This is a genomic window from Nocardia sp. Marseille-Q1738 (assembly GCF_965283145.1).
In genome coordinates this window covers 191,579-206,471 of the sequence record NZ_CBDIMS010000003.1, presented here as the reverse complement: position 1 = coordinate 206,471, position 14,893 = coordinate 191,579, and the positions used below count along the sequence as shown (strand labels likewise).

Annotated in this window: 17 protein-coding genes; 6 read left to right on the top strand and 11 right to left on the bottom strand. The window is 68.6% G+C overall.

What is annotated here, in order from left to right:
- Positions 1-103 precede the first annotated feature (103 nt).
- Positions 104-1,675 (top strand): succinic semialdehyde dehydrogenase, encoded by a 1,572-nt coding sequence (locus ACWPXK_RS14435; RefSeq protein WP_454196622.1) that lies wholly within the window; start codon positions 104-106, stop codon positions 1,673-1,675.
- Positions 1,676-1,707: 32 nt separating this feature from the next.
- A complete protein-coding gene (locus ACWPXK_RS14430; RefSeq protein WP_454196621.1) occupies positions 1,708-2,538 on the top strand; it encodes an SDR family NAD(P)-dependent oxidoreductase in 831 nt (276 codons plus the stop codon).
- Between the two features lie 102 nt (positions 2,539-2,640).
- Here the strand turns inward: ACWPXK_RS14430 and ACWPXK_RS14425 are convergent, their stop codons facing one another.
- Both ACWPXK_RS14425 and ACWPXK_RS14420 read right to left on the bottom strand, forming a co-directional pair.
- Positions 2,641-3,033, bottom strand: a complete 393-nt coding sequence (locus ACWPXK_RS14425) for a hypothetical protein (protein WP_454196620.1) — start codon at positions 3,031-3,033, stop codon at positions 2,641-2,643.
- Between the two features lie 341 nt (positions 3,034-3,374).
- Positions 3,375-4,562 carry a helix-turn-helix domain-containing protein gene (locus tag ACWPXK_RS14420; RefSeq protein WP_454196619.1) on the bottom strand — a complete coding sequence of 396 codons (1,188 nt, stop codon included), beginning with the start codon at positions 4,560-4,562 and terminating at the stop codon, positions 3,375-3,377.
- A 149-nt stretch (positions 4,563-4,711) separates the two neighbouring features.
- Between ACWPXK_RS14420 and ACWPXK_RS14415 the strand changes: the two genes are divergently transcribed.
- Positions 4,712-5,032, top strand: a complete 321-nt coding sequence (locus ACWPXK_RS14415; protein ID WP_454196618.1) for a hypothetical protein — start codon at positions 4,712-4,714, stop codon at positions 5,030-5,032.
- 80 nt (positions 5,033-5,112) lie between these two features.
- On the opposite strand, the gene ACWPXK_RS14410 is transcribed toward ACWPXK_RS14415, so the two are convergent.
- Together ACWPXK_RS14410 and ACWPXK_RS14405 are read right to left on the bottom strand one after the other, a co-directional pair.
- Positions 5,113-5,952, bottom strand: coding sequence for a putative protein N(5)-glutamine methyltransferase (locus ACWPXK_RS14410; protein ID WP_454196617.1), 840 nt, complete (start codon positions 5,950-5,952; stop codon positions 5,113-5,115).
- Between the two features lie 45 nt (positions 5,953-5,997).
- Positions 5,998-6,870, bottom strand: a complete 873-nt coding sequence (locus ACWPXK_RS14405) for an ElyC/SanA/YdcF family protein (protein ID WP_454196616.1) — start codon at positions 6,868-6,870, stop codon at positions 5,998-6,000.
- A gap of 385 nt (positions 6,871-7,255) precedes the next feature.
- Here ACWPXK_RS14405 and ACWPXK_RS14400 point away from each other — a divergent pair, with 385 nt between their 5' ends.
- Positions 7,256-8,110 carry a bifunctional 5,10-methylenetetrahydrofolate dehydrogenase/5,10-methenyltetrahydrofolate cyclohydrolase gene (locus ACWPXK_RS14400; RefSeq protein WP_454196615.1) on the top strand — a complete coding sequence of 285 codons (855 nt, stop codon included), beginning with the start codon at positions 7,256-7,258 and terminating at the stop codon, positions 8,108-8,110.
- 73 nt (positions 8,111-8,183) lie between these two features.
- On the opposite strand, the gene ACWPXK_RS14395 is transcribed toward ACWPXK_RS14400, so the two are convergent.
- From ACWPXK_RS14395 to ACWPXK_RS14385, 3 genes are all read right to left on the bottom strand, one after another.
- Positions 8,184-8,924, bottom strand: a complete 741-nt coding sequence (locus tag ACWPXK_RS14395) for a hypothetical protein (protein WP_454196614.1) — start codon at positions 8,922-8,924, stop codon at positions 8,184-8,186.
- A 203-nt stretch (positions 8,925-9,127) separates the two neighbouring features.
- Positions 9,128-9,880, bottom strand: a complete 753-nt coding sequence (locus ACWPXK_RS14390) for a L,D-transpeptidase (RefSeq protein WP_454196613.1) — start codon at positions 9,878-9,880, stop codon at positions 9,128-9,130.
- A 177-nt stretch (positions 9,881-10,057) separates the two neighbouring features.
- On the bottom strand, positions 10,058-10,492 hold the full coding sequence (locus tag ACWPXK_RS14385; RefSeq protein ID WP_454196612.1) for a winged helix-turn-helix transcriptional regulator: 435 nt from the start codon (positions 10,490-10,492) through the stop codon (positions 10,058-10,060).
- A gap of 66 nt (positions 10,493-10,558) precedes the next feature.
- Between ACWPXK_RS14385 and ACWPXK_RS14380 the strand changes: the two genes are divergently transcribed.
- Positions 10,559-11,461 (top strand): NADP-dependent oxidoreductase, encoded by a 903-nt coding sequence (locus ACWPXK_RS14380; RefSeq protein ID WP_454196611.1) that lies wholly within the window; start codon positions 10,559-10,561, stop codon positions 11,459-11,461.
- Positions 11,462-11,480: 19 nt separating this feature from the next.
- On the opposite strand, the gene ACWPXK_RS14375 is transcribed toward ACWPXK_RS14380, so the two are convergent.
- Positions 11,481-12,140, bottom strand: coding sequence for a cyclodeaminase/cyclohydrolase family protein (locus ACWPXK_RS14375; protein WP_454196610.1), 660 nt, complete (start codon positions 12,138-12,140; stop codon positions 11,481-11,483).
- Positions 12,141-12,291: 151 nt separating this feature from the next.
- On the opposite strand from ACWPXK_RS14375, the gene ACWPXK_RS14370 reads away from it, so the two are divergent.
- Positions 12,292-13,329 (top strand): LLM class F420-dependent oxidoreductase, encoded by a 1,038-nt coding sequence (locus tag ACWPXK_RS14370; protein WP_454196609.1) that lies wholly within the window; start codon positions 12,292-12,294, stop codon positions 13,327-13,329.
- Positions 13,330-13,377: 48 nt separating this feature from the next.
- On the opposite strand, the gene ACWPXK_RS14365 is transcribed toward ACWPXK_RS14370, so the two are convergent.
- The 3 genes from ACWPXK_RS14365 to ACWPXK_RS14355 form a co-directional block, all read right to left on the bottom strand.
- Positions 13,378-13,716 (bottom strand): STAS domain-containing protein, encoded by a 339-nt coding sequence (locus tag ACWPXK_RS14365; RefSeq protein ID WP_454197040.1) that lies wholly within the window; start codon positions 13,714-13,716, stop codon positions 13,378-13,380.
- Positions 13,717-13,992: 276 nt separating this feature from the next.
- A complete protein-coding gene (locus ACWPXK_RS14360) occupies positions 13,993-14,376 on the bottom strand; it encodes a VOC family protein (protein ID WP_454196608.1) in 384 nt (127 codons plus the stop codon).
- 293 nt (positions 14,377-14,669) lie between these two features.
- Positions 14,670-14,867 carry a hypothetical protein gene (locus tag ACWPXK_RS14355; protein ID WP_454196607.1) on the bottom strand — a complete coding sequence of 66 codons (198 nt, stop codon included), beginning with the start codon at positions 14,865-14,867 and terminating at the stop codon, positions 14,670-14,672.
- Between the last annotated feature and the right edge of the window lie 26 nt (positions 14,868-14,893).

The following is a 14,893-nucleotide window of genomic DNA, read 5'->3' as shown; positions in this document are numbered from 1 at the left end:
GAACAGCTTGACACGAGGTGTGACATAGACATTAATCTAACACCACTGTTCATTAAATGGTGCTTGCGTGCGGCGCAACCCACCGTTCTCGAGAGGGCCGACCATGACGACCGCCTCCCAGTCGGCCACCGCCGACGCGCTGCCTTCGTCGCTGGTGCGGCCGCTGCTTTCGCACGCCGTCGCGGGCGGCGCCCCCGCGGTCGAGGTGTTCGCGCCCGCGACCGGCGCGAAGATCGTCGACCTTCCGCAGTCCTCCGCCGCCGACATCGAGACCGCCTTCGCGACCGCGCGGGAAGCGCAGCGGCAGTGGGCGCGGCGGCCGGTCCGGGAGCGCGTCGCGGTGCTGCGCCGGTTCCACGACATCGTGCTGGCCGAGCAGGACGCCATCCTCGACATCGTGCAGACCGAGACGGGCAAGTCGCGCGCGCACGCGTTCGACGAAGTCGGCGACGTGGCCGTGAACGCCAGGTACTACGCCTCGGTGGCCGACCGGCTGCTGGCCACGCGCAGGCCGCGCGGTGTGCTTCCCGTGCTCACCCGGGTCGACGTGCGGCACCGGCCCAAGGGCGTGGTCGCGGTCATCTCGCCGTGGAACTATCCGCTGGCCTTGGCCGCTTCGGACGCGTTGCCCGCCCTCGTCGCGGGCAATGCCGTGGTGTCCCGCCCGGATAACCAGACCGCGCTCACCGCACTGTGGGCCATCGACGCCGCCGTGCGCGCCGGATTGCCGCGCGGACTCTGGCAGGCAGTGCTCGGCCGCGGATCGGTGATCGGCGGCGAGGTGATCGCCCGCGCCGACTATGTCGACTACACCGGTTCCAGCGCGACCGGCCGGACCATCGCGCAGCAGGCGGGCGAGCGGCTGATCGGGTACTCGCTCGAACTCGGCGGCAAGAACCCGCTGCTCGTGCTCGCCGACGCGGACGTCTCGCGCGCGGCCAAGATCGCCATCCGCGCCTGTTTCGCCTCGGCCGGACAGCTCTGCGAGTCGATGGAGCGAATCTACGTTCACGACAGCGTGTACGACCGGTTCGTCACCGAATTCGTCGGACACGTGCAGGAGATCAGGCTCGGTGCCGGGCTGAACTACGACAGCGACATGGGGTCGCTGACGTTCCAACGGCAGCTCGACACGGTCACCGCACACGTCGACGACGCGGTCGCGAAGGGTGCCACCGTGCTTGCGGGCGGTCGCGCGCGGCCGGACCTCGGCCCGTACTTCTACGAACCGACGGTGCTGACCGGGGTGCGGCCCGGTATGACGGTCCACCGCGAGGAGACGTTCGGTCCCGTGGTGTCGATCTACCGGGTGAACAGCGATGATGAAGCTATCGAACAGGCCAACGACACCGCCTACGGCCTGAATGCCAGCGTGTGGACCAAGGACACCGCCCGCGGCCGTGCGGTCGCGGCGCGGATCAACGCGGGCTCGGTGAATGTCAACGAGGGCTTCATCGCCGCGTGGGGCAGCGCCGACGCGCCGTCCGGCGGGCTCGGCATCTCCGGCACCGGGCGCAGGCACGGCCCCGAAGGCCTGCTGAAGTACATCGACACCCAGACCATCGCGGTGCAACGCGTGCTGCCGATCGCGCCGCTGCCCGGCATGTCGGACGCGATGTGGGCGAAAACCATGACGCTGTACTTCGGCGTGATGAAGGCGCTACGGCAGAAGTAACTCGCACGACTCACGGATCAGGAAGAACACGGATGAAACTGAACACGGTCGCGGGCAAGCGGGTCCTGGTCACGGGAGCCGCGATGGGGCTGGGCAAGCTGTTCGCCGAACGCGCGGTGCGCGAAGGCGCCGCCGCGGTGGTGCTGTGGGACATCAACGAGACCGCGCTGAAGGAGACCGCCGCCGAACTGACCGGCCTCGGCGGCGCCGTGCACCACCACGTGGTCGACGTCTCGGCGCGGGAAGCGATCGCCGAGGCGGCCGCGACCGTGCGCGAGCAGGTGGGCGGCATCGACATCCTGGTCAACAACGCGGGCATCGTGCGCGGCAACAGCTACTTCTGGGAAACCGAGAATCGCGCCGACATCGACAAGACGATGGCGATCAACGCGATGGCCCCGATGTACGTCACGCTCGAGTTCCTGCCCGCCATGGTCGCGGGCTCCACCGAGGCTCGGGTGCTCACCATCGCCTCGTCGGCGGGTCTGGTGTCGAATCCCCGCATGAGTGTCTACGCCGCGTCCAAGTGGGCGGCGCTGGGCTGGTCGGATTCGGTGCGCATCGAACTGGAGCAGGCGGGCCACGACCACGTGAAGATCACCACCGTGTGCCCGACCTACATCAACACCGGAATGTTCGAGGGCGCCAAGGGATTCTGGTTCACCCCGATCCTGGAACAGCAGGACGTGGTCGACACCTCATGGCGCGAAATGAAGAACGGCACCCCGCTGGTCGTGCTGCCCTGGACCTCCCGCCTGAACAAGGCGCTCTCCGGCCTGCTCCCGATCAAGCTGCGCGACCTGTTCCTCGACACGGTCGGGGTGTACCACTCGATGGACAAGTTCACCGGCCGCAAGAAGTAACGCGGGACATTGGTGCCGCTCGGGCCGAAGCGCCGCTCGGAAGTGGCCGATCACAGGGCCACGCGCAGACCGCCCAACGTCGAGCACGCTACGGGGATTCCCTTAGTCCCGCTCGGCTCCGTCCGGCCACACGATCGTCACCGGGATGCCACGTTCACGAGCGACGGCCACCACGTCAGCGGTACCGCCGTAGCCGCGCGCCGGTTTCCCGTCCCACACCGCTATCAATTCGTCGGTTTGCTCGAGCATGCGCACACTGCCTGCCTGGTGCGCCTCGGAGTCGGACTCTTCTCGATCGAGTTCGATTACTTCCATGGCGGCAGAACGTAATTCGTCATACACGCGATGATGCTCGGCGGGCAGGCTGTCTCGATATTTTCGCGCTGGGACAATAACGATCAAACCACCGCCGAGGTCGAGCACCGCCCGAGCGAACAGGCTGTCGGCACCATCGGCGAGGCAACTTATGCCGATCAGCTCGCTGTCGGCGCGCACAGCGACTTCGGCGCGTAGCTGTGCATCGACCAGCGCGGTCGTCGGCGCCGGTAGACCTCGATGCCCGGTGATGGCCAAGCGCGTCATAGATCGTCCATTCTGTAGAGAGTGGTCAGCGCATCGTCCAGGTGTCGCGCTTCCGCGGTCCGAGTCGGCAGGCTAGCCCGAAAATTGCGGGCCAGCAAGGTAATCTGCTCGCTGCGATAGCGCAGTCCAACGGTCGGTGCCTACCACTCGATGGACAAGTTCACCAGCCGCAAGAAGTAGTTCTGCACAGTTCGTCGCGTCCCCGCCGGTCCGGGTCTTCACGCCGTACTGGTCGGTGATCCGCTACCGCAGGGTCATATTTTGACGTTGGCCCACTTGGCGAAGGTCGCCAATCCGTCTGTGCTGCGCCGTGCGCGTGCGAGCACGCGCACGGTCTCATGCACCTGGGGGTGGTTGCGGGTCAGCTCCGGCGCGATCTTGCGCGCCTGTTCGAGGCTGGTCAGGGCACGCTGCTTGTCACCGTGCAGCAACCATGCGCGGGACACGTCGATCCAGTGATGCCCGGCGCGGGAGGGTGCGACCGACGCCGGTAGGCGTACTTGCCCTGCGCGGGATACGGCCGTTGTCCCATCGGACAGTTCGACCGGTACAGCGACGAAATGAATGTCGACGTTCGGCAGATTGAACCTGGTCCCGTACTCCTGATACTGGTCGGAGCTGATCGCCTCGCCGATCCGGCGTGCCTCCCGAAGATGCGCGTCCGCGGTGTCGCCGTCGAGCGCACGGGCCGACAGTATTGCCCCCCGCAGATGCAACGCGCCCCGCACCGCGAGAACCTCCGGTGTCGTGGGCAGCTGCTCGCTGGCGGCGTGCGCGCGCTCAACGATCCGCAACCCACCGGCGTACGCGCCGGAATACAGCAGGATCAGCGCGCGATGATATTCCGCCGCGATCGGCCACGCCGGATCACCACTGCGCTCAGCGGCCCACACGCAACGCTCGGCGGCCAGCCCGGCGAGATCGAGGTAGCCGTACCGGTAGGCGATCGACGACGCACTGTTATAGGCGTAGGCGAGCGTCGAATAGATCGCCCCCAGGCGATGCCCGGAAGGCTCGTCACCTGCGAGCACATGCAAACCATGGATCACGTCCGGCAGTTCGGCGATGCGGTCACCGTACCGGCCCCGGTGCCTGCTCTCCCGGACCCGATGCAGTGCCGCAGTCAAATCCTCGAATGTCGCTGGCCCGGTGAGTGGTTCATCGTCGAACGCCAGGATCGAACGTCGCAGTCCGGGGATGGCGGCGTGTGCCGCAGTGTCGACGCGCACTGGGGCATACGGCTGCCCGGTCAGAGCTTCGACGTTCACACCCAGCGCTCGGGCCACGGCCGCGATGAACGCGGGCGAGGCGGGCCGGTCGCCTCGCTCGACCTTGCGCAGCAGCGACATCGACACGTTCGCCTTCTGCGCAAGCTGTGGCTGCGTGAGCCGGGCGAGCTTGCGCGCCCTGGCGGTACGTTCCCCGATCCCGGCATCGTCCATGCCTCCACGGTGACACAGGTTGTGGCCGTTCGCAGTCAGCTCGGCAGACAAGGTGGATATCGGCCTCGCCGCCGGGTTGATCCGATCCTTCATCGGTTCCCCGGCGGCGGGTGCCGCACCAATGGCGAACGATCAGTAGGGGTGAAGCGGTGGGATTCAGCTGGTGGAGGGAAGCCGAGCCGGACGAAACGTCGGCGCAGGCGATCATCGACCGCGTGCAGGACGAGTGGCGGGCTGAACGCCGCCGCGAGCGTATCCGCGCTGAGCAGGCGAAGCCCGCCGACGCTCGGCTATGGCCGACCGGCTGGCCGCACGAGGCACCTGACCACCCGATGAGTGTGTCCGAAGCGCACGCCACCATGCAGCGACACAAGGGATGTCGTGCCGATCAGTGCCAGCGGAAGGCGGCAGCACGTCAAACGCTGATCGACGCCGGACGCATGGTGCCGGACACATCGCGAGAGTACTGATGACCCCTCGTGCACGAGAGCGCACCGTACGGGCCGCTGCACAAGAGGACTGCCCGCCTGCGAAATCAGTCGTCGCGTGGTCAGGGACGGGTGCCGACCACGACGGTCGCGTAGTGCTCGCCGGATTCCGCGACGTCGCCAACGAGGCCGTGTTCGCTCAGGACCGCCAGCGCGAGCGGCGCTTGGTCCTCGCTGGACTCGACCAGCAGGTGTCCGCCGGGGGCGAGCCAGGAGGCTGCGTCGGCGGCGACGCGGCGGAAGATGTCGAGGCCGTCGGATCCGCCGTCGAGGGCGGTACGCGGTTCGTGATCGCGGGCCTCCGGCGGCATCTGCGCGATCATCGCCGAGGGAACGTAGGGGGTGTTGCAGAGCAGGATGTCGATGCAGCCGCGCAGTTCCTCCGGCAGGGCCTCGAACAGGTCGCCCTGGTAGACGGGGGAGCCGAGCGGGGTGAGATTGCGGCGGGCGCACTCGACCGCGACCGGATCGATATCGGCGGCAGCCAGGGTCACCGTGCGGCCCTCTGCCGCGACGATCGTGGCCAATGCCATGCCGAGAGCGCCGGAACCGCAACACAGGTCGACGATCATCGGATGACCCGTCCTGGCGCGGACCAGCTCGACCGCGCGGTCGACCAGGAACGCGGTGCGCTGGCGCGGCACGAAAACGCCGGGGGACACAGCGACCCGCAACCCCTGGAACTCCGCCCAGCCGAGCACATGCTCCAGCGGGGTGCCCTGCACGCGCTGGGCGACCAGCGCCTCGAGCGCGGCGCCGGTCTCCGCCGCCGCGGCGATCAGCAGCCGCGCCTCCTCCTCGGCGAACACACAGCCCGCCGCGCGGAGCTGGGCGACCACATCGGTTCCGGCTGACGTCACCGCGCCATCCTGCCGCGCCAACGGGTGATTCCGCCAACGCATTTTCCGGGAGATCGGGACCCGCACGGGTCGGGTCCCGATCGCGGGTCAGCGTGACGTACTCAGCTGAAAGGTGCGCGTGGCGTCGAGGTAGATGCCGCGCTGCGACGCTCTGCCCGGCGGGGGTAGCTGTGAGACCAGCTGCTCCAGCGAGGTTGTCGCTCCCACCACGCGGGTTCCCGCGACGATGAAATCGGCGACGGCCCGGCGAATGTGGTTCGGCGAGGTGACCACGATGGCGCTCGTCGCACCGACATCCCGCAGCATCTGCGTGCTGAACAGGGCGTTCTGCACGGTCGAGCCCGCGCGGCTCTCCACGTGGATCCGTGACGCGGGCACACCGTGGGCGACCAGCCAGTTGCGCATGGCCTCGGCCTCGGTGATGCCGTTCTGCGGGTTGCCGCCGGTGACGACGATCGGCGAGAACGGCGCGGCGATCGACTGCAGCCACGCGGCGGTGAGCCGGTTCACCAGTTCAGGGCGCGGCGACCCGTCCGGGAGCAGGCCGTAGCCGAGGACGACGATGCCCGTCTGCGGCCCGGCCAGCGCGGGCAGCGGATTCGGCAGGGTGCCGACCGCGGCGCGGATGGCGCCGAGCACATTGTCGGTGCCCTGCGCCATGGCCGGATCGACGACACGCAGCCGCGTCATGGCGTCGATGAGCGCGGGCAGGTCGCCCGCGTAGTCGGACCAGATCGCCTGCAGGGAGAGCGCTTGCGCGTCACCGGGGTCGGCGCCGATGAGGGCGCGCAGGTCCGCGCGGCCCGCCGCATCGTCGCCGTTGGTGAAGTGCCGCTGGGCGGAGTTGTAGAGGGCGGCGGTGTCCGGCGCGGCGTGCGCGGGAACACCGGCCAGACCGGTGAGGGAGAACGTGGCGAACGACGTCGCGACGAGAAGTTTCACATGCCTCGAGATCTTCACTACAGTCGACACCTTTCCGCTGATGAACGGGTTGGTACGCACTAGCAGTCAGTTGGGGCAAACAGAGATCACGATACGGGCGATCGAACCCGGCATAAGGGAACTGCCGGACGGATTCCGTGATGGTGTTGCGCGCGTCTACCCGCACATGCCGACAGCGGGCGCAGACGTCTCGCCTTCGCTCGACCCGGCGCGGGCTGTAGACGGACTTCAGACGGACTTCGTCCGGCTGCATCTTTTCTGCGGTTGCCTCGCCATCGCTGGCTTGGCGCGGGCGTTGGACGGAGTTCCGGCTGTGTCCTTTCCGCGGCTGGCTCGGCTGACGCGGCCCGGCGTGGGGCTGGGGACGGTGTTCGGGCGGGTGCGCCCATTAGGCTGTGTCGACGTGGATACCGTTTCGCTGTCCGGCAAGGAACTCGCCGCCGCCATCAACGCCGACACCAAGGCTCGCGCCACCGCGCTCACCGACGGCCCGGGCGCGCCGCGTCTCGCGCTGATCGTGGCGAACGACGACCCGGCCAGTGCCTGGTATGTGAACTCGCTCCGCAAGGCGGCCGAACGGCTCGGCATCGCCTGCGACACGGTCGATCTCGGTCCCGACGCGACTGCGGCGGCGATCCGCGCCGAGCTCGCCGCGCGCGGCGAGGACCCGGCCACCGACGCGATCATGCTGCAGACGCCGCTTCCGGCCGGCGTCAGACTCGACGACGTGAGCTCGGCGATCGTCGCGACCAAGGACGTCGACGGCGTGAGCCCGCTGTCGCTCGGCCTGCTGGCGGCCGGGTTGGACGGCTTCGTCCCGGCCACCTCCGAGGCCGTGGTGGAACTGCTCGACCACCACGAGATCCCGCTCGCCGGCCGGCACGTCGCGGTCGTCGGCCGCTCGAACATCGTCGGCAAGCCGCTCGCCCAGCTGCTGCTGGCGAAGGACGCCACGGTCACGGTATGCCATTCCCGCACCGCCGACCTGGCCGCCGTCACCGCCACCGCCGACGTCGTGGTCGCCGCGGCGGGCCGCATCGGCCTGATCTCCGGCAAGCACGTCCGGGAAGGCGCGGTGGTCATCGACGTCGGCACCAACGAGGCGCCCGACGGCAAGATCGTCGGCGACGTCGACGCGGAATCGCTGCGCGGCAAGGCCGCCGGGCTGAGCCCCGTCCCGGGCGGCGTCGGCCCGGTGACCACCGCCCTGCTCATGCGTCACGTCGTCACCGCCGCCGAAACCGGCCGCAGCGCCTGAGTGCTCCCATCCTCCTGACCTCGCACCGGCCTCCGCTGCGAGCGCTGGACACGGCAGCTCAGGAGCGTGGGATTCAGCCGCGACCGATGGCGCTGATCAAGGTGCGGTTGCCGTCCTTGGTCGTGGTGACGATCTGCGGGTTGTAGGTGACCGGAGGTTGCCCCGGGCGATATTCGGTGACGACCACGACGTACTGGCCTGCGAACGCCCCGGGGGTGATCGCCACGCAATGAGTGGTCCCGGCAGGGATGGTGTCGATGCCCTGCTGGATGGCGTCGGCGGTCTGCACCGCGGCGTCGGCGGTCGTGGTGGTGCGGACCTGCTCGCCGGAGCGGGTCACGTAGTAGGCGTGCTGGAAGGCGAAGATCACCGCGGGGCCGGAGTCGAAACCGCCCACACCGTTGCCCTGGATGCGGTTGCCGACCCGCTCGGCCGGGCACTGCGCGATCGGCGTCGCCGCCGACGCGGTGGCCTGGGCGGACGGGGCGGATCCGGTCGGCTGGCCCGGGCCCCCGGTGCCGAACTGCATGTAGGCCGCGAAGCCGAGAGCGGCGATGCCGAGCGTGCCGAGCAGCGGTGTCGCCCACCGCCGCGTTGCCCGCCGCCTGCCCGAGCGATCGATCAACCCGGTGAATTCATCCTCGTAGGGCGGGGTCTCGGGTACCGGTGCGGGGCCGGGCGGCTGCACCCCGGCGGGTACCTGGTCGACCCACGCGGACCACTCACCCCGGTAGTCCTCGCCGCCTCCGGGCGGGTTGCCTGCTTGCCCAGCTATGCCCCGATTCCCGCGGTCGTAGCCAGGTCGTGCGCTCATCTCCGGTCCATCCATCGCCCCACCCTTCATCAGGTCCCGTCAGGTTATCCGCATGCCCCGGTTGCGGGAACGCGGTGCCGCGTCCTTCCTCCGAGCTTCACGCACTCCGGAGAATACTGCCGGGTATCTGGTTCGGGCACGTCCGCGGGCGACAAGTGCAGCGGGCTTTCAGTCGAAAAGCATTGCCGCACTGGACCTGCCGATCACCAGTGGGTGATCACCGGGTCTCCGATACCGAGGGTGTAATAGACCCATTCGGCGTCGGCGGGGGCGAGGTTGATGCAGCCGTGGCTGACGTTCGCATTACCCTGCTGATCCACCGACCACGGCGCCGAGTGAATGAAAACGCCGCTCCACGTGAGGCGTTCGGCGAACTCGCCATTGATGATGTAGCCCTCCGGCGAACTCAGCGGAATACCGATGGTGCGGGAGTCGAACACGATCGAACGGAACTTCTCCAGAACCGGCCAGGTGCCCGACGGCGTTTCGAAGCCCGGCTTGCCCATCGAGGCGGGCATGGTCCGCACGACGGTGCCGCCGATGGTGACCGTGAACGTGTGCGCCGACATGTCGGCGTCACCGAAAACGCCTGCGTTGGTCCGGAATTCCGTGCGTGTACCGCCCACCGAGACGGCGATGCGGGCATTGGCGGGCAGGAACCCGGTCGGTGTCCACACCGCTTCGCGATCGCCGGTCCACGCGAGCGTGCCCGCGAGTGGCTGGGTCGTTCTGATGTCGATGGATTGTTCCGTGCGTGCGCGATCCGTCACGGGCGCGGCGAAGCGAATGGTCACGGGATGAGCCACACCCACCACCTGGCCGTTCGAAGGTCCGATCGACGCCACGGCAGGTGCCGTTGGCCGTCCGATCACCGTCGCTGCCGCCGCGCCCGACCCGAACGCGGCCAGTGCCACGATCACGGTCGCGAGGAACAGGTACCGAATTGCGCTCCTCATGGCGTCCACCCCTTCGAGATGGTGTGGTAGGCAAGGAAACATTCTAAGCCCGCATGATCAACTCGGCCACGGATGGATTTGGTCCGTGGTCCAGTTGTCTCCGGCGGAATCGCCTACCACTGGTCGCCTACCCGTTCGGCCGCGAAGGAAACAGGCGCCGATACCGGGGTAGCTCGATCAGCGGGCGGGGCGTGCGGGCAGGGGCTCCGGTTCGGTCGCCGACCGCGCGTCGAATTCTTCTCGCGCGGCGAAGATTTCGTGCTGATGCTCGACGGCCCACACGCCCATGGCGTGGCTGAGTGCACCGATGCTCGAACCGAGTTCGGTGAGGGAGTACTCCACCCGCGGCGGCACCGTGGGGTATACCGCGCGGCGCACCAACCCCTCGCGTTCCAGGTTGCGCAGCGTGCGGGTGAGCATCTTCTGGGTGATGCCGTCCAGGCGGCGGCGCAGTTCGTTGAAGCGGATCGGCCCGTCGTTGTCGCGCAGGACGCCCAGCACGAGCATGACCCACTTGTCGGCGAGGACGGCCAGCACTTCCCGGGCAGGGCAATGGTGCAGGTAGCTCTCGACCAGGCTCGGCGACTTCGGCCAGTCGCAGGCAGTATCCATCGGGTACCTCGATATCAAAAAGGTGCCTTCTTTCCAGAAGGTACCAGGCTCTCGCAGAATCGTCGCATGCTCGCAATCACGCAGAATGCGTTCGGAGGTCCGGAAGTTCTCCACATGGTGGAGGTCGATCGGCCGAGGCCCGGTCCCGGGGAGGTCCTGGTGCGGGTGGCCGCCACCAGCGTCAACGCGGCCGACTGGAAGGCGCGCGCCGGGCTGATCGGCGGGCTGGGTGATCCGCCGCTGACCTTGGGCCTCGACGTGTCGGGTGTCGTGGACGAACTCGGTCCCGGCGTGGACCGCTTCGCGGTGGGCGATCCGGTGTACGGCATGGTGTTCGGCGGTGGCAACGCGGAATACGTTGTGGCGCGGGCCGATACATTGGCGCAGAAGCCGAGGAACATCGATTTCGTGCACGCGGCGGCACTGCCGGCGGCGGCGCTGACCGCCTGGCAGGCGCTGGCCGCGCTCGGTGCGGGACAGCGCCTGCTCGTGCACGCGGCCGCGGGCGGCGTTGGGCACCTCGCGGTCCAGATCGCCGAGCACCGCGGGGCGTTCGTGGTCGGCACCGCACGCGCCGCCAACCACGAGTACCTGCGTGGGCTCGGGGCTGATGAGGTGATCGATTACACCGCGGTCGATTTCGGCGCCGCAGTCGGTGACGTCGATATCGTGCTCGATTTGGTCGGCGGTGAATACGGCTCCCGCTCCGCCGCCGTATTGCGCCCCGATGGCAGATTGATCGACACCCAGGGTTCGGACGCCGAGGCCGACCCGCGTTACGAGCGCTTCTACGTCGAACCGTCCGGCGTCTCGCTGCGCGAGATCACCACCATGGTCGAACGCGGGCATCTGCGCGCCACGATCGACCAGGTCCTGCCGCTGTCGGAGATCGCGAAGGCGCATCGGATCAGCGAATCCGGACGGGTGCGCGGCAAGATAGTGCTGGTCGCCTGGAACCCGCCCGCATGAACGTGCTGACGGCGCGGGACTACTTGCGTAGTGCGTGCACCACGTCGGCGTGCAGAGCGTCGGCGCGTGCGGTCAGCTCGTCGATGCGCAGCAGCACGGGCGCGAAGCGATCGCCCTCGGCCGCGGGCAGTGACGTCAGGTTGATCTCGATGTTGAGCTGCGAACTGGCCGCGGCGGCACGGCAGGCGTCGGCGGCGGCACCGATATCGGTGACCACGTTCGGGTTTCCGATCGGGAACAGTTCCGTGGCCAGCGACAGGACCTCGTCGGCCTCGTCGACGACCGCGGCCGGGACGCGGGCGGCTTCGAACAGCGCGGCGTTGATCGCCGCGGTGCGGGCGGCGCGTTCCTCCGCGGTGTCCTTGGGCAGCTTGTAGGCGGCGCCGACGGCCGTGAACGCGGCGGCGTCGGCGTCCGCGAGCGCCAGAGCCCGGTCGCGGGCGGCGTCGGCGGCCTCGATGATGCGGTCGACCACGGGGCGGTTGTCCGCGTCCTTGGCGCGGGTGGTGTAGCGAGCCACCATCGCCACCAGCGCGGCGGCCTGCGCGGCGTGCACCGCGGCCACCGCGCCGCCGCCCGGCGCCGGAATCTTGGCGGCCAGATCGTTCAGGTACTGCGCGAGGTTGACCTCGCCGAAGGACGGCGCAGTGTCCGTGGACGACGTGCTGGGCTGCGACACGGGGATGTTGCCTTTCGTTCTCGGCGAGAATGGGACTACGGGTAGACGCTACCTCGTCGCACCGGCGGATCCGGCCGCGACCACACCTCTGGCGGGCATTCCCGGCTGGCCGGTGCGCGGGCGCCACATAGTCGCCGTTATGTTGAGTGCCATGCGGATCGGATTGAGCATCAACTACTCGGGGGGCTTCAAGGAGGCGGCGGCCGAAGTCGCCGACCTCGAGCGGGCGGGTCTGGACATCGTGTTCGTGCCCGAGGCGTACTCGTTCGACGCGGTGAGCGCGCTCGGCTACCTGGCCGCCAAGACGACGCGTCTGGAGCTGGCCTCGGGCATCCTGCAGATCTACACGCGCACCCCGAGCCTGACCGCGATGACCGCGGCGGGCCTGGACTTCGTCTCCGACGGCCGCTTCCTGCTCGGCCTGGGTGCGTCGGGTCCGCAGGTGATCGAGGGCTTCCACGGCGTGCCCTACGATGCGCCGATCGGCCGCACCAAGGAACTGGTCGAGATCTGCCGGAAGGTGTGGCGGCGCGAGCGCCTGGAGTACCAGGGCAAGCACTACCAGATCCCGCTGCCCGCCGGGCAGGGGACCGGTCTGGGCAAACCGCTCAAGCTGATCAATCACCCGGTCCGCGACCGTATTCCGGTGCTGCTGGCCGCGCTCGGGCCGAAGAACGTGGAGCTGGCCGCCGAGATCGCCGAGGGCTGGCAGCCGATCTTCTTCCTGCCGGAGAAGGCGCGGGAGGTGTGGGGCGATTCGCTCGACGCGGGCCTGGCCAAGCGTGACCCCGCCCTCGGCGACCTCGACGTGTTCGCCGGTCCGGCGCTGGCCATCGGGGACAACGTCGAACCGCTGCTGGAGTTCGTGAAGCCGCACCTGGCGCTGTACATCGGCGGCATGGGCGCCAAGGGCAAGAACTTCTACCACGCCTTGGCCACGAAGTACGGCTACGGGGCCGAGGCCGACCGCATCCAGGAGCTGTACCTGGCCGGCGAGAAGGAGGCCGCGGCGAAGGCCGTCCCGGACGCGCTGGCGCGGGACATCTCCCTGGTCGGTCCGGCGGGCTACGTCAAGGAGCGGGTCGCGGCCTTCCGGGAGGCGGGCGTCACGGTCTTGAACGTCGTCCCGATGGCGGGCACCGCCGCCGAGCGGGTCAAGCTGATCGAGCAGCTGCGCGAACTGGTGTGAGCGCAGCGTCGCCGCCGTCGCCCGGTGCGACGGCGGCGACGGCCCTGGTCAGCTCTGACGCAGCGCCGCGAGCGCCGCGTCCAGCGTGGAATGTAGCGCGAACACCTGATCCAGGCTGGTCATCTTCAGCTGGCGGCTGGTCGCCGGGCCTTCGGCGACCACGGCGATCGCGGTCGCGGTGCCCGCGCGTTGATGGGCAGCGACGAGCGTCGCCATACCCGCCGAGGCGAGGAAGCTGACCGCGGTGAGGTCGATGATCAGGGCCGCGGGCTTCCCGCTGAGAATGGCCTCGATCGCGTTCTCCAGGGCGGGGGCTGTCGCCAGATCGACCTCCCCGGCCACCGTCAGCACCGTCGCGCCGTCGAGCGCCGCAACCGTGGTGGTCATCGTGTCCGCGAGGGGATACGCGTCTCCGGAAGTGTTGGTCACCTCTTCACCACACACAAATTGCCGCAGATTCGCAACCTAGGAGTGTTCGTCGAGCCGAACAATGCATCGAGGGCGCGAACCAGGCGGAGGTCGCGGAGGTCGCGGCGCCACCGGATGACGCTGCTCACGCGCGGGGATGCGCCCCCGGTGGACGCCGACACAGCCTCCGCCAGCGACGCATGCGCATAGGTGAAGGTGGGCGAGCTGTGTGCCCGACAGTCAGGGCGCACGTGGTCACAGGGGCTGGAGCCGGGCCTGCAGGAGGCAGAATTCGTTGCCTTCTGGGTCGGCCAAGACGTGCCAGCTGTCGGTGACGGTCTGGCCGACGTCGACGGGCCTGGCGCCGAGAGCGAGCAGCCGCTCCAGCTCGGCGCCCTGGTCGCGGTCGGTGGGGTTGACATCGATGTGCAGTCGGAGCTTCCCGGTCCGCGGGTCGCTGCTGGGAATGAGGATGAGGGTGGGCTGCGGGCCGCCGAAGCCGGCGTCGGGCGGCCCGATCTCGATGCTTCCGTCGTCCTCCCGGCCGAGTTCGACGTAGCCGAGGACCTTGCTCCAGAATCCGGCGAGCCGGTCGGGGTCGGCGGCGTCGATGACCAGCTCACTGATGCGGCATGCCACAGCCGTCAGTGTAGACAGACAACCCGAGAGTCGATAGTCGGCCGTGTGCCGGAGAGCGAGGTACGCGGATAGTGGTGTCGCAGAACGAAGTTCGGGGCATAGGCGTTGTCGATAGCGGTCACGATGTAGCGGGCGAGGTCGAGATGTTCATGGTTGCTGCGGTATCGGACCGATGTGACCAACCGAGCGGACGGTAAGTAGCCGCTGATCGGTTGTCGCGCAATGCATCCGCCCTCAACCTGAACGCACGCGCATGCCGAATAGGGTATTCGACCGTCATCGGTCGTCACCGATCAGCTGGTCGCGGTTGCCGTCAAAGCCGCGCGCGCGGCGGTGAGGATCTGCTCGGCGTTCTGCTCGAGTCCGTCCTTGTGGAGCTGGGTGAGTTCGTCGAAAGCGTGGGCGGTGGCTTCGTCGATGAGCGCCTCTTTGGAGGCGAACTGCTTGGAGAAGCCGCCGTGGGTCAGGCCGGAGGCCTTCAGCCCGCACACTGGGGGTAGGCATGGAACTGAAGGAG

Coding starts and splice junctions, on each gene's coding strand:
- ACWPXK_RS14435 (WP_454196622.1), top strand. CDS start 104: ATGACGACCGCCTCCCAGTCGGCCACCGCCGACGCGCTGCCTTCGTCG.
- ACWPXK_RS14430 (WP_454196621.1), top strand. CDS start 1,708: ATGAAACTGAACACGGTCGCGGGCAAGCGGGTCCTGGTCACGGGAGCC.
- ACWPXK_RS14420 (WP_454196619.1), bottom strand. CDS start 4,562: ATGGACGATGCCGGGATCGGGGAACGTACCGCCAGGGCGCGCAAGCTC.
- ACWPXK_RS14410 (WP_454196617.1), bottom strand. CDS start 5,952: ATGCGTTGGCGGAATCACCCGTTGGCGCGGCAGGATGGCGCGGTGACG.
- ACWPXK_RS14395 (WP_454196614.1), bottom strand. CDS start 8,924: ATGAGCGCACGACCTGGCTACGACCGCGGGAATCGGGGCATAGCTGGG.
- ACWPXK_RS14390 (WP_454196613.1), bottom strand. CDS start 9,880: ATGAGGAGCGCAATTCGGTACCTGTTCCTCGCGACCGTGATCGTGGCA.
- ACWPXK_RS14385 (WP_454196612.1), bottom strand. CDS start 10,492: ATGGATACTGCCTGCGACTGGCCGAAGTCGCCGAGCCTGGTCGAGAGC.
- ACWPXK_RS14380 (WP_454196611.1), top strand. CDS start 10,559: ATGCTCGCAATCACGCAGAATGCGTTCGGAGGTCCGGAAGTTCTCCAC.
- ACWPXK_RS14370 (WP_454196609.1), top strand. CDS start 12,292: ATGCGGATCGGATTGAGCATCAACTACTCGGGGGGCTTCAAGGAGGCG.
- ACWPXK_RS14365 (WP_454197040.1), bottom strand. CDS start 13,716: ATGACCACCACGGTTGCGGCGCTCGACGGCGCGACGGTGCTGACGGTG.